Annotated in this window: 11 protein-coding genes; 9 read left to right on the top strand and 2 right to left on the bottom strand. The window is 74.4% G+C overall.

Annotation, left to right across the window (positions count from 1 at the left end):
• Positions 1–91: 91 nt before the first annotated feature.
• From ABZY33_RS12140 to ABZY33_RS12120, 5 genes are all read left to right on the top strand, one after another.
• Positions 92–715 carry a GntR family transcriptional regulator gene (locus ABZY33_RS12140; protein ID WP_356491423.1) on the top strand — a complete coding sequence of 208 codons (624 nt, stop codon included), beginning with the start codon at positions 92–94 and terminating at the stop codon, positions 713–715.
• Positions 716–996: 281 nt separating this feature from the next.
• Positions 997–3,699 (top strand): pyruvate dehydrogenase (acetyl-transferring), homodimeric type, encoded by a 2,703-nt coding sequence (aceE, locus tag ABZY33_RS12135; protein WP_356491422.1) that lies wholly within the window; start codon positions 997–999, stop codon positions 3,697–3,699.
• A 97-nt stretch (positions 3,700–3,796) separates the two neighbouring features.
• Positions 3,797–4,588, top strand: a complete 792-nt coding sequence (locus ABZY33_RS12130) for a VOC family protein (protein WP_356491421.1) — start codon at positions 3,797–3,799, stop codon at positions 4,586–4,588.
• Between the two features lie 60 nt (positions 4,589–4,648).
• The gene (locus ABZY33_RS12125) at positions 4,649–5,641 is read left to right on the top strand and encodes a WYL domain-containing protein (protein ID WP_356491420.1); all 993 of its coding nucleotides are present in this window, start codon (positions 4,649–4,651) and stop codon (positions 5,639–5,641) included.
• 121 nt (positions 5,642–5,762) lie between these two features.
• On the top strand, positions 5,763–6,278 hold the full coding sequence (locus ABZY33_RS12120) for a DUF4240 domain-containing protein (RefSeq protein WP_356491484.1): 516 nt from the start codon (positions 5,763–5,765) through the stop codon (positions 6,276–6,278).
• A gap of 186 nt (positions 6,279–6,464) precedes the next feature.
• Here ABZY33_RS12120 and ABZY33_RS12115 read toward each other — a convergent pair whose 3' ends face one another.
• Entirely contained in the window at positions 6,465–7,352 is an 888-nt protein-coding gene (locus tag ABZY33_RS12115) for a TIGR01777 family oxidoreductase (protein ID WP_356491419.1), read from the bottom strand.
• Positions 7,353–7,384: 32 nt separating this feature from the next.
• On the opposite strand from ABZY33_RS12115, the gene ABZY33_RS12110 reads away from it, so the two are divergent.
• The 3 genes from ABZY33_RS12110 to ABZY33_RS12100 all read left to right on the top strand — a co-directional run bounded on the left by ABZY33_RS12110 (position 7,385) and on the right by ABZY33_RS12100 (position 10,451).
• Positions 7,385–7,918 carry a GNAT family N-acetyltransferase gene (locus ABZY33_RS12110; protein ID WP_356491418.1) on the top strand — a complete coding sequence of 178 codons (534 nt, stop codon included), beginning with the start codon at positions 7,385–7,387 and terminating at the stop codon, positions 7,916–7,918.
• A gap of 68 nt (positions 7,919–7,986) precedes the next feature.
• Positions 7,987–9,120 (top strand): PP2C family protein-serine/threonine phosphatase, encoded by a 1,134-nt coding sequence (locus ABZY33_RS12105; protein WP_356491417.1) that lies wholly within the window; start codon positions 7,987–7,989, stop codon positions 9,118–9,120.
• The gene (locus tag ABZY33_RS12100; RefSeq protein ID WP_356491416.1) at positions 9,117–10,451 is read left to right on the top strand and encodes a hypothetical protein; all 1,335 of its coding nucleotides are present in this window, start codon (positions 9,117–9,119) and stop codon (positions 10,449–10,451) included. Before ABZY33_RS12105 ends, ABZY33_RS12100 begins: the two co-directional genes overlap by 4 nt.
• A gap of 2 nt (positions 10,452–10,453) precedes the next feature.
• Here the strand turns inward: ABZY33_RS12100 and ABZY33_RS12095 are convergent, their stop codons facing one another.
• Positions 10,454–11,215: an N-acetylmuramoyl-L-alanine amidase gene (locus ABZY33_RS12095; RefSeq protein ID WP_356491483.1), complete on the bottom strand. Its 762-nt coding sequence runs from the start codon at positions 11,213–11,215 to the stop codon at positions 10,454–10,456.
• Positions 11,216–11,331: 116 nt separating this feature from the next.
• Here ABZY33_RS12095 and ABZY33_RS12090 point away from each other — a divergent pair, with 116 nt between their 5' ends.
• Complete coding sequence (locus ABZY33_RS12090) at positions 11,332–12,522, top strand: MarP family serine protease (RefSeq protein WP_356491482.1); 1,191 nt, start codon at positions 11,332–11,334, stop codon at positions 12,520–12,522.
• The last annotated feature ends 112 nt before the right edge of the window (positions 12,523–12,634 follow it).

The following is a 12,634-nucleotide window of genomic DNA, read 5'->3' as shown; positions in this document are numbered from 1 at the left end:
CCTGCGGCGCCCCCGTCCGGAGCACATCCGGGCGGGGGCGCCGCCGTATTGTCTAGGGCGTCAACTCCCTTGGCCCCCCGGAGGAGCCCTCATGACCACGCCGGTCGTCCACTCGCTGCGCGAGCAGATCCGCGAGCACATCGTGGAGGGGATCGTCAGCGGCCGCTGGAAGCCGGGTGAGCGCATCGTGGAGCGCCGGATCGCCACGGAGCTGGAGGTCAGCCAGACGCCCGTACGGGAGGCCCTGCGGGAGCTGGAGTCGCTGCGGCTGATCGAGTCGGCGCCCAACAAGGGAGTGCGGGTCCGCAATCTCTCGGCGGCCGACCTGGAGGAGAGCTATCCGGTGCGGGCCGGTCTGGAGGCGATCGCGGCGGAGCTGGCGTGCGGGCGGCTCGCCGAGGACTGCTCGGCGCTCGAACCGCACGTCGCCGCGCTGTACCGGGCCGACCGGGACGCCGACGGGACCGCGCAGGTGCGGCACACGGTCGGTTTTCACCGGGAGCTGGTGCGCGCCGCGGGTAATTCGGTGTTGCTGCACACGTGGGAGGGGCTCGGGATCGAGGTGTTCACCTCGCTGTCGATCCGGTGGCTGGGGACGGTGCAGCAGTCGTATGCGGAGGAGCACGAGGAGTTGGTCGCCGCGTTTCGGCGGCGGGATCCCGATATCGCGGCGTTGGTGAAGGCGCATGTTCTCGGGTGTGCGCCGCGTCCGTGAGGCCGTGTGCGTGTGCCATGTGCGGTGCGTCGCCCAGTGATCGCCGTGCGTGGCTGGTCGCGCAGTTCCCCGCGCCCCTGAAGGGCACTGCGTGCCCTCAGGCCTGGCACCTCGTGCCTACTTTTTTGATTCCGTGAGGTTTTACTCTTCAACCCTTTGATCGATCATCGATCACAGAGTTATTGTCGCGGACGGGTCTCCACCGGGACCCCGCCCTGTCCTGCCAAAGACCAAGGGCACCCCACCCCACCCCCTTCGACTCAGGAAGGCGTGCGGCGACTATGACCGACCCCATGCGCATCCAGCCGAGCGAGCTCGACCAGCTCCCGGACCGCGACCCCGAGGAGACCGCCGAATGGCAGGCCTCCCTGGACGCCGTCACCCAGGCGGCCGGGCCGCACCGCGCCGCGTACCTCATGCGGCGCACCCTGGAGCGCGCCGAGGCGGGCGGCCTGGCGCTGCCGAAGCTTCTTGAGACGGACTACGTCAACTCCATCCCCACCTCGGCCGAGCCGGACTTCCCCGGCGACGAGGCGATGGAAGCCAAGATCACCGCGTACAACCGCTGGAACGCGGCGGCGATGGTCACCCGCGGCAGCAAGTACGGCGTCGGCGGCCACATCGCCACCTTCGCCTCGGCCGCCTGGCTGTACGAGACCGGCTTCAACCACTTCTTCCGCGGCAAGGAGGGCGACGGCTCGGGCGACCAGCTCTACATCCAGGGCCACGCCTCCCCGGGCATCTATGCCCGCGCCTTCCTCGACGGCCGCCTCAGCGAGCAGCAGCTCGACAACTTCCGCCGCGAGAGCGGCGGCGACGGCCTGCCGTCGTACCCGCACCCGCGGCGGCTGCCCTGGCTGTGGGAGTTCCCCACGGTGTCCATGGGCCTCGGCCCGCTCTCCGCGATCTACCAGGCGCGGTTCAACCGCTACCTGACGGCGCGGAACATCAAGGACACCTCGAACTCGCACGTCTGGGCCTTCCTCGGCGACGGCGAGATGGACGAGCCCGAGTCGACCTCGGCGCTCACGCTCGCCGCCCGCGAGGGTCTGGACAACCTGACCTTCGTCGTCAACTGCAACCTGCAGCGCCTGGACGGCCCGGTCCGCCCGAACTTCCGCGTGGTGCAGGAGCTGGAGGCCCAGTTCCGCGGCTCCGGCTGGAACGTCATCAAGTCCATGTGGGGCAACGCCTGGGACGAGCTGTTCCAGCTCGACACCACCGGCGCCCTGCTGCGCCGGCTGCGTGAGGTCCCGGACGCCCAGTTCCAGACGTACCAGACCCGCGACGTGGCCTACATCCGCGAGCACTTCTTCGGCGCGGAGCCGGCCCTGGTCGAGCTGGCCAAGGTGCTGTCCGACGCCAAGATCTCGGAGTGCTTCCACACCTCCCGCGGCGGCCACGAGCCCCGCAAGGTGTACGCGGCGTACAAGGCGGCCGTCGAGCACAAGGGCAAGCCGACCGTGATCCTCACCCAGACGGTGAAGGGCTTCACGCTCGGCAAGGGCTTCGAGTCCAAGAACGCCAACCACCAGATGAAGAAGCTGACCATCGACGAGTTCAAGGACATGCGTGACCTCCTTGACCTCCCGATCCCGGACAGCCGCTTCGAGGACGGTGTCGTCCCGTACGCGCGTCCCGCCGAGGACTCGCCCGAGCTGCGCTACCTCGCCGAGCGCCGTGCCGCGCTCGGTGGCCCGGCCCCGGCCCGGCGCACGCAGCCGCTCGCGCCGCTGCCCGCCCCCGCCGACAAGGCGTTCGCCGCCTTCGACAAGGGCTCCGGCAACCAGTCCGTCGCCTCGACGATGGCGCTCGTACGGCTTCTGAAGGACCTCGTACGGGACAAGACGTCCGGCAAGCGCTGGGTGCCGATCATCCCCGACGAGGCGCGCACCTTCGGCATGGAGTCGCTGTTCCCGTCGCTGGGTCTGTACTCGCCCAAGGGCCAGACGTACGACCCGGTCGACCGCGACCAGCTCATGTACTACAAGGAGTCCGAGTCCGGCCAGATCCTCAACGAGGGCATCAACGAGGCCGGCGCGCTCGCGGACTTCATCGCCGCCGCCACGTCGTACGCGACGCACGGCGAGCAGATGATCCCGCTGTACATCTTCTACTCGATGTTCGGCTGGCAGCGCACCGGTGACCAGTTCTGGCAGCTCGGCGACCAGATGGGCCGAGGCTTCGTGGTCGGCGCCACGGCGGGGCGCACGACGCTCACCGGTGAGGGGCTCCAGCACGCGGACGGCCACTCGCCGATGATCGCGGCCACCAACCCGGCGGCCCTGTCGTACGACCCGGCGTTCGCGTACGAGATCGCGGTCATCATGAAGGAGGGTCTGCGCCGCATGTACGGCGAGGCCCGGCCGGGCGAGGACCAGGACGTCTTCTACTACCTGACGGTCTACAACGAGCCGATGCCGCAGCCGGCCAAACCGGCCGTGAGCGGTCTCGACGAGGCCATCGTCAAGGGCCTGTACCGGTTCAACACCGCCGAGAGCGCCGGTCTCTCGCCGGTCGCGAACGCGCCGCGCATCCAGCTGCTCGGCTCCGGCACGGCGATCCACTGGACGCTCCAGGCGCAGAAGCTGCTCGCCGAGGAGTGGGGCGTGGCCGCCGACGTGTGGTCCGCCACCTCGTGGACGGAGCTGCGCCGCGACGCGCTGGAGGCGGACGCCGCCCTGCTGCGCGGCGAGGACCGGGTGCCGTACGTGCGCCGCGCGCTCCAGGGCGTCGAAGGTCCGGTGCTGGCCGTCTCCGACTACATGCGCCAGGTCCCGGACCAGATCGCGCAGTGGGTCGAGCAGGACTGGTCCTCGCTGGGCGCGGACGGCTTCGGTCTCTCCGACACCCGTGAGGCCGCCCGCCGCCACTTCGGCGTCGACGCGCAGTCGATCGTCGTCGCGGCCCTGGCCCAGCTCGCCCGCCGCGGCGAGGTCAAGGCGACGGCCGTGAAGGAGGCGCGCGAGCGCTACGGCCTGTAGGTCTTCCCCTGCGCGTGCCCCGTCCCGATTGCCGGGGCGGGGCACGCGTGCGTGAATGGACGGGTCGCCGAGGGGGGCGCCCGTGGGAGGCATGCGCGTGCAGATTTCCAAGACCCCCTCCGCGCCCTGCTGGGCCGAGCTGTCCACGCCGGACCCGGGCGCGGCCCGCGCCTTCTACGAGGCCCTGTTCGGCTGGCGGTCCCGCCCGGCCGAGGGTGCGGCGGGTGACGAGTACCGCATGTTCGCGCTCGACACCGAGGACGGGCACCTGGTCGCCGGGGTCGGGCCGGTCTCCGGTCCGCGCCGGTCCGCGGGCTGGCTGCCGTACTTCCAGTCGAGCGGCGCCGAGGCGGTGGCCGCGCGCGTGCGAGGCAACGGCGGACAGGTCGTCGCGGGCCCGGTCCCGGCCCCCGGCCAGGGCAGGCAGGCGCTCTGCCAGGACCCGGCGGGCGCCGCGTTCGGGCTGTGGGAGCCGCTGGCCCACGCCGGGTTCGAGGCGGTGAACGTGCCGAGCAGCTTCTGCTGGTTCGAGCTGCTCACCCGGGACCCGGCGGGCGCGGTCGACTTCTACCAGGCGGTGCTGGGCTGGGGCACGCGACCGTGGCCCGCCGGGGCGAGCGGCCCGGACGCGTACACGCAGTGGACGGTCGCCGACGACGCGTTCGGCGGGATGGTCGATATGTCGGCCGGCCCCTTCGCGCCCGGCACGCCCCCGCACTGGAACCTGTACGTCGCCGCGGACGCCCCGGACGCCACCGCCGCGCGCTGCGCGGAGCTGGGCGGCCGGGTCCTGGTGGCGCCGACGACGGTGCCGACGGGCCGCTTCGCGCTCCTCGCGGACCCGCAGGGCGCGACGTTCTCGGTCATGCACGGCGCGCCCGGGGTGTGAGCGCCGGTCCGCGGCCGGCCACCGCGGTGCGCTGTCACCGCGGCGGTCCATGATGACCGCATGCGTGCTGCCCGCCTGATCAGAATGGTGCTGTTGCTCCAGTCCCGGCCGTCGATGACCGCGGCCCAGCTCGCGCGCGAGCTGGAGGTGAGCGAGCGGACGGTGACGCGGGACGCGCAGGCGCTGTCGGAGGCGGGCGTGCCGGTCTACGCCGACCGGGGCAGGGCGGGCGGCTACCGGCTGCTGGGCGGCTACCGGACGCGGCTGACCGGTCTTGCCCGGGGCGAGGCGGAGGCGCTGTTCCTCTCCGGGGTGCCGGGCGCGCTGCGGGAGATGGGCCTGGACGACGCGGCGTCGGCGGCCCGGCTGAAGGTGTCGGCGGCGCTGCTGCCCTCGGTGCGGGACGCGACGCGGACGGCGGCGCAGCGGTTCCACCTGGACGCGCCGGGCTGGTTCCAGGAACCGGCGACCCCGCAGCTGCTGCCCGTGATCGCCGAGGCGGTCTGGGACGACCGGGTGCTGCGGGCCGCGTACCGCCGCCGGGAGGACCGGCAGGCCCCGGCCGAGCGGGAGCTTGAGCCGTACGGGCTCGTGCTCAAGGCGGGCGTCTGGTACCTGGCGGCGGCCGTGCGCGCCGGGGACGGCGGGGCGGCGGAGCGCCGGGTGTACCGCGTGGACCGGTTCACCGCCGCGGCGCCGGCGGACGAGCGGTTCGAGCGGGACGCGGGGTTCGACCTGCCCGCGTTCTGGGACGAGCGGGCGGCGCAGTTCGCCCGGGCGATCCTGCGGGCCGAGGTGGTCGTCCGGCTGACGGCGGACGGCCTGCGGCGGCTGCCGTACGTCACCGACCGGGCGGCCGCGCGGGAGGCCGTGGACGCGGCGGGTCCGGCCGGCGCGGACGGGCGGGTGACGGTGACGCTGCCGGTGGAGTCCGAGGAGGTCGCCTACGACCAGCTCATGACGCTCGGGCCGGAGGCGGAGGTGGTGGCTCCGGCTGCGCTGCGGGAGCGGTTCGCGCGGGCGGCGCGGCAGATGCGGGAGCGGTACGGGTGAGCGCCGGGCGCGGGCACGGGCCGCGCCCGGTGTGCCCGGGGCATGTGCGCGCGTAACGAAGTGGCGCAGGTCCGGCGCTCGGCGTGCGCCCCCTGGGCCCAGGGCCGATGCTTGTCCCGTGATGGACGAGACCGAGTTCTGGGAGATCGTGGACAGCACCCGCGAGGCCGCCGAGGGCGACCCCGAGGACCACGCCGAGCTGCTCGTCGACAGACTGCTGCGCTCCGACCCCGACGCGGTGCTCGACTTCGCCCGGCACTTCGAGGCCCGCTACAACCGCGCCTACCGCTGGGACCTGTGGGGCGCCGCCTGGGTGCTGCTCGGCGGGGCGAGCGACGACGCGTTCGACTACTTCCGGTGCTGGCTGATCGGCCAGGGCCGTGAGGTGTTCGAGGGCGCGCTGCACGATCCGGACTCACTCGCGGAGTCGCTGCGCGACTTCGACGAGGAGGTGGACGGGGACGGTGAGGAGCTGGGGTACGCGGCGGACGAGGCGTACGAGGAGCTGACCGGGGCGGTCGCCCCCGATCTGGGCATCGCGCCCGCCCCGGCGGACCCCGAGGGCACGCCCGTCGACTTCGAGGACGCGGAGGCCATGGCGCGGCTGTATCCGCGCCTGACAGAACGGTTCGGCTAGCCGCCGGGGAACGGGTGTCCGGTCGTTGGTTGAGGTGCCGGTCCGGTGGGGGCTGGTCGCGCAGTTCCCCGCCCCTGAAGGCATGCGGCTTCGCCGCGCCTTCCCCTGGAGGTCGCGCACGCAGTGTGCACCTTCAGGGGCGCGGGGAACTGCGCGAGAAGCCCCACCGGACCGGTACCCGACGGCTCACGCCGCGCGGATGGCCTGTTCCAGGTCCGGGAACGCGAAGGTGAAGCCCGACTCCAGCAGCCGGGCCGGCACTGCCCGGGTGGAGCCCAGAACGTCCCCCGCCATCTCCCCCAGCACCAAGCGGAGCGCGACCGCCGGGGCGGGGACGAGGGCGGGCCGGTGCAGGACCCGGGCCATCGCCGCGGTGACCTCCCGGTTGGTCGCGGGGTGCGGCGCCGTCAGGTTGACGGGGCCGGAGACGTCCTCGCTGTCCAGGAGGTGGCGCAGGGCCGCCACGTGGTCGTGGAGCGCGATGTAGGACCAGTACTGGCGGCCGTCGCCGAGCCGCCCGCCGAGCCCCGCCTTGAACAGCGGGAAGAGCTTGGCCCAGGCGCCCCCGGAGCGGGAGACGACAAGACCGGTGCGGGCCAGGACCGTGCGGATGCCGGCCTGGTGGGCGGGGGCGGTGGCCGCTTCCCACGCCACGCACACCGACGGCAGGAACCCCTCGCCCGCGGGGGCCGACTCGTCGACGGCGCGGCCGCCCGTGCAGCCGTAATAGCCGACGGCGCTGCCGTTGAGGAAGACGCGGGGCGGGGTGGGCAGCGCGGCGAGCGCCTCGGCGAGGGTGGTGGTGCCGAGGACGCGGCTGTCGCGGATCTCCCGCTTGTAGGCGTCGGTCCACCGGTGGTCGCCGACCCCGGCGCCCGCGAGGTTGACGACGGCCTCGCAGCCGGTGAGCCCGCCGGTGTCGACCTCCCCCTTCGTGGGGTCCCAGCGGATCTCGTCGGCCGCGCGTGGGGCCCGGCGGACCAGCCGCCGCACTTCGTGTCCGTCGGCGGTCAGGGAACGGACGAGCGCGGATCCGATGAGTCCGGAGGCGCCCGCCACCGCGATACGAGTCATGGCTCCATCCTGCCGGTCGTACAGTGACGCGCATGTCGCTGCCGCAGCCCCGCATCCGTTTCGCCGTGCCCGAGGACGACGAGGCTCTGGGCCGTATCGACCGGGACACCTGGTCGTACCTGCACGCGGTCGTGCCGCCCCCGCGGCCGCCCCACCCGCCGTTCTTCGGCGAGCGGTCCGGTCCGCGGGACCACCTCGTCGCCGAGCTGGCCGGCCGTGCGGTGGGCTACATCCGGCTCGCCCTGCCCACCCCGCTGCCCACGAACGCGCACGTCAGACAGGTACAGGGGCTCGCCGTCGCCACCGAGGCGCGCGGCCGGGGCGTGGGCCGGCTGCTGGTGCGGGCCGCGGTCGGGGAGGCCCGGCGGCAGGGCGCGCGGCGGATCACCCTGCGGGTGCTGGGCCACAACACGCCGGCCAGGAAGCTGTACGAGGCCGAGGGCTTCGTCGTCGAGGGTGTGCTCCCCGGGGAGTTCCTGCTCGACGGCGCGTATGTGGACGACGTTCTGATGGGGCGCTCGCTCCTCGACGGCGTCCGGCGGAGTGCGGCGGCCCGCGACTCATAGCAGGGTTGGTCCGTACGCCCGTACCTCCGTACGCCCCGTACACCCGTCCGCGAAGGGAGTCCGCCGGCATGACCTGGCCCGTGGGACGCCGCCGTGACGGGGAGGAGCGCGCCTGGCTGCGCGGAGCGCCGCCGCCGCGGTGGGTGCGCTGGCTGCCCGTCCTGCTGCTCGTCGGTCTCGGCGCGCTCCAGGCCGGCAGCGACCAGCATCTGGAGCTGGGCTTTCTGCTCGCCGCGATCCCGCCGCTGGCCGCGCTCTCGTACGGGTCCGCGGCCACGGCGCTGCTGGGCGGCCTGATCGTGCTGCTGCTGGCGCTGCCCGCGGCGGGGTTCGGCCGTCCGGGCAACAGCGACGTGCTGACGGTGATGTTCGTCTCCGCCCTCAGCGTGCTGATCGCGTGGGTGCGCAGCCGCCGCGACGAGCAGCTGGTCACCGTGCGGACGGTCGCGGAGGCCGCCCAGTTCGCGGTGTTGCCGCCGCTGCCCGACCGGGTGGGCACGGTGCGCTGCGCGGGCCTGTACCGGGCGGCGGAGCGCGGGACGCTGGTCGGCGGTGACTTCTTCGACGTGCGGCGCGGGCCGCGCGGGGTCCGGGCGGTCGTCGGGGACGTCCAGGGACACGGGCTGTCGGCGGTGGGCACGGTGGCGGGGCTGCTCGGCGCGTTCCGGGAGGCGGTGCTCGACCAGCCGGACCTGGCGGGTGTCGCGGCCCGGCTGGACCGGCGCCTGGTGGTGGACTCGGCGCAGGAGGAGCATCCGGAGCTGTTCGCGACGGCGGTGCTGCTGGAGTTCGCGGACGACTCGAGCGCCGTGCGGATCGTCAGCTGCGGCCACCCGCATCCGCTGCTGCTGCGCGACGGGCGGGTCACGGAGCTGCCGGTGCCGTCGGGGGCGCCGCTGGGGGTGGGGATCGGCGGGCTCGCGCCGCTGGAGGCGCTGACGGTGCGGCTGCGCCCCGGGGACCGGCTGCTGGCGCTGACCGACGGGGTGACCGAGGCGCGGGACTCCGCGGGCCGCTTCTATCCGCTGACGGCCCGGCTGCCGGGGTGGGCGGCCGAGGAGCCGGCGGCGCTGACGGACGCGCTGTGGCGGGACGTGCTGCGGTTCGCGGGGACGGTCCGGGACGATCTGACGCTGCTCGTCTTCGCTCCGGACGCCCCGGATGTGCCCGGCGGAAGGCGGGATGTGAACGTAGGGCCATGAAGAACCTGGGACTCCCGCACCGCCCGGGGCGCCGCCGCTCCGCGACCGCCGGCTGCGTCCTGCTGCTGCCGCTCACCCTCGCCTGCGTGGCCGGCTGCTCCGACGACGACACGGCCGCGCCGCCGGTGGCCTCCCCGGCCGCGACCGCCAGCGGCGCCCGGTGCGTGACCGGCGCGCTGCCCGCCGCACAGGGCGCGGACGCCGGGCCCGCGGCGACGGGCACGTACACGCTGGACAGCGGGGAGCGGACGGCGCGGCGCACGACGCCGTACAAGGCGCGGAAGAAGGACCGGTCGGCGCTTGTCGTCTCGGGGTCCGGGCAGCTGTCGACGCGCGACTCGAAGATCGGCAAGAAGGGTTCCACCACATCGGTGGCGGCCTCCCTCGACCACGGCCTGAACGCGGCGGCGCTGGCCCGTGACGGCGGCCGGCTGACGCTGTCCGGCGGCAAGCTCGTCACCACGGGCAAGGGCGCGACGGCCGTGTTCGCGACGGGCGAGGACGCGCGGGCGACGCTCAGCGCCAACAGCATCAGGACCTCGGGCACCGCCGCGCGCGGTGTGGCGGCGTCGCACGGGGGCGTGCTCGGCCTGACGTACGTGCAGATCGCCACGGCCGGTGCGCAGGCGCCGCCGGTCGCGGCCGGGCCCGGCGGGGCGCGGGTGACGGTGTCGGGCGGCACGATGACGTCGGCGGGCTGCGGTTCGCCCGGGGTGCGGACGGCCGGGGACGTGGCGGTCAAGGGCACCCTGTTCGACCTGGCGAACTCGGAGGCGTTCACCGTCGAGTCCGGCGGTTCGCTCGCACTGCGGGACGTCCGGGCGACGGCGGCCGCGGGCGGGGTGGTGTTGCGCGGCGAGGACACGGCGTCGTTCACCATGACGGGCGGCTCGCTCCAGGTGGCGGAGGGCGACCTCTTCTCGGTCCGGGGCGCCGACGCGGACATCGCGCTGGCCGGCCACGCGGAGCTGAAGGCGAAGGGCGGGGCGCTGCTGCGCGTCCGTGACCAGGGGCGCGTGACGTTCGGGGCGGACGACGAGCGGCTGAAGGGCGACGTCCTCGTCTCCGACGGCTCCGCGACGCTGGACCTGACCGGGTCGTCGAAGCTGGACGGCGCGGTCGCGGGCGCGTCGGTGAAGCTCGGCGCCGGTACGCGCTGGTCCGTGGCGGGGAACTCCACGGTCAAGGGCCTGGAGCTGCGCTCCGGGGCGAGCGTCGCCGGCACGATCGACGGGAACGGCCACACGGTGACGTACGACCGTGCCGCCAGCCCGGGACTCGGCGGAAAGACGTACCGGCTGACCGGGGGCGGGACGCTGCGTCCCGCCTAGGGTCACCGTCCGTCCCGGCCCTGGAGGTGGGCCGCCTGTTCCCGGATCGTGGGGAGCGCCGCCATCAGGGACTCGCCGGGGCAGTACGTCCCGTAGCCGTCGCGGTGGCCGGAGATCGCGTGGAAGTCGGCGCTGGTGCCTTTCTGGAAGCGGCTCAGGCTGTTGCTGGACCGCAGCCGCACGGTGGAGCGCGGGTCGACGCCGGACAGGCCGAGTTTCCACGCGGCGAGCCGGGCGATCGCGGCGGCCATCGCCTGGGGCACCGGCACGTCCTCGGTGAAGGTGCCGATCGCGGCGATGCCGGCCGTGCGCTCGTTGAAGCCCTGCGTGTGGGCGCCGACGACGGGACGTGCGACGCCGCCGGCGCGGCCCTCGTAGACGGTGCCGCAGCGGTCGACGAGGAAGTTGTAGCCGATGTCGTCCCACTCCTTGCCGCCCGCCTGGCCCGCGTAGATGTAGCGGATGATGCGGGGCGTGTCGGCGCAGTCGTAGCCGTTGGGCGAGTCGGTGTGGTGGAGGAAGACGGCGACGACGCGGTCCGCGTACCGGACGGGGTCCCGGTCGTAGGGGGCCGTGCCCGCCATCCACCGGGCGCGGCGCACGATGCGCGGCGGCTCGGCGGTGTGCGCGCCGGTCGCGGCCCGGACCACCGCGGGGGCGCGGTCCGCGTCGGCGGCCGGGGGCCCGGAGCGGGTGAGGACGGCGGCCAGCACCAGCAGACCGAGGAACAGGGCCGCGGTCGGACCGCACCGCACCCTCCGCATGACACGCACGCCTCCCACTCTCCGGCGCCGCGGAGTTGTGCGGTCGCCCACATGTCCGCCAGATGGCGGAACCGGCAGGGGCCCCGCGGTCGTTTGTCACCGATGTGGACCCGCGGATACCTGTGCTCGACATCGCGCTGCTCGTGCTGGCGCTCGCCTACGCCGTCTCCGGCTACCGGCGCGGGCTGCTGACGGGCTGTGTCTCGCTGGCCGGTTTCGTCGGCGGCGCCGTGGTCGGCGTGTGGCTGCTGCCCTTCGTCATGGACGGCGTCACGAACGGCACGTCGACGGCGACGGTCGTCGCGGTGCTGACGGTACTGCTGCCTGCGGTCGCCGGGCAGGCGCTGGCCGGGCGGCTCGCGGCGCGGGTGCGCGGCGGCATGGACCGGGCGCCGGGCCCGCTGCGGGTGGCGGACGGGATCGGCGGGGCCGCCGCGGGCGCGGTGGCGGTGCTGGTCGTGGCGTGGGTGGCGGCCAGCGTCCTCGCGGCGTCGTCCTCGGCGGTCCTGAACCAGGCGATCCGGGGCTCCGCCGTGCTGGGCGCGGTCCACGACACGATGCCGTCCACCACCCCGTCCTGGTTCTCCCGGGCCACCGGCGCGCTCACCTCGGCGGGCTTCCCGCAGGTCTTCGACCCGTTCGCCAACGAACCCTCGGCCGAGGTCGCCGAGCCGTCGGGGGACAACGTGACGGCGGCCGCGACCCGGGCCGCGCAGCGCGCCACGGTCAAGGTGGAGGGCGCCTCGGGCACCCAGGGCCGCGAGGGCAGCGGTTTCGTCTACGCGTCCGAGCACGTCATGACCAACGCGCACGTGGTCGCGGGCATCGACGACCCGTCGGTCCGGGTCGGCGGGGTGGGCCGCGCGTACGACGCGAAGGTGGTCCTCTTCGACCCGGACCGGGACGTGGCGGTGCTGTACGTGCCGCGGCTGCGGGCCCCGGTCCTGCCGCTCGACGACAGTGCCGCGCGCGGCGACGCGGCGGTCGTGGCGGGCTATCCGCAGAACGGCGGCCTCGACCTCCAGGCCGCCACGGTCGCCGACACCATCCGGGCGGGCGGCCAGGACATCTACGGCTCGGGCCGCGTCACGCGTGAGATCTACTCGATCCGCTCCACGGTGCTGCCGGGCAACTCGGGCGGCCCGCTGCTGACGACGGACGGGCGGGTGTACGGCGTGGTCTTCGCCCGCTCCACGACGGACGCGGGGACGGGGTACGTGCTGACCGCCGCCGAGGTCGCCCCGGACGCGCGGCGCGCGGCGCACGCGACGACGCCGGTCGGCACGGGAGCGCTCGTCTCGTCGTGACGCCCGGCGGCGCCGGGCGCTGCCGGGGGCGCATCCGCGGGCGGCGCGTGCCCCCGTGCCGCCCCGCCGCGCGACTGCCCTCGACCGGTGGCGGACCTACCCTCGACCCCGA

Source organism: Streptomyces sp. NPDC006552, from assembly GCF_040611655.1.
GTDB lineage: Bacteria > Actinomycetota > Actinomycetes > Streptomycetales > Streptomycetaceae > Streptomyces.
Note: the sequence above shows the minus strand (reverse complement) of the source record. Positions and strands in the feature narration are given on the sequence as shown.

Coding starts and splice junctions, on each gene's coding strand:
- ABZY33_RS12140 (WP_356491423.1), top strand. CDS start 92: ATGACCACGCCGGTCGTCCACTCGCTGCGCGAGCAGATCCGCGAGCAC.
- aceE (WP_356491422.1), top strand. CDS start 997: ATGACCGACCCCATGCGCATCCAGCCGAGCGAGCTCGACCAGCTCCCG.
- ABZY33_RS12125 (WP_356491420.1), top strand. CDS start 4,649: ATGCGTGCTGCCCGCCTGATCAGAATGGTGCTGTTGCTCCAGTCCCGG.
- ABZY33_RS12120 (WP_356491484.1), top strand. CDS start 5,763: ATGGACGAGACCGAGTTCTGGGAGATCGTGGACAGCACCCGCGAGGCC.
- ABZY33_RS12115 (WP_356491419.1), bottom strand. CDS start 7,352: ATGACTCGTATCGCGGTGGCGGGCGCCTCCGGACTCATCGGATCCGCG.
- ABZY33_RS12110 (WP_356491418.1), top strand. CDS start 7,385: ATGTCGCTGCCGCAGCCCCGCATCCGTTTCGCCGTGCCCGAGGACGAC.
- ABZY33_RS12105 (WP_356491417.1), top strand. CDS start 7,987: ATGACCTGGCCCGTGGGACGCCGCCGTGACGGGGAGGAGCGCGCCTGG.
- ABZY33_RS12100 (WP_356491416.1), top strand. CDS start 9,117: ATGAAGAACCTGGGACTCCCGCACCGCCCGGGGCGCCGCCGCTCCGCG.
- ABZY33_RS12095 (WP_356491483.1), bottom strand. CDS start 11,215: ATGCGGAGGGTGCGGTGCGGTCCGACCGCGGCCCTGTTCCTCGGTCTG.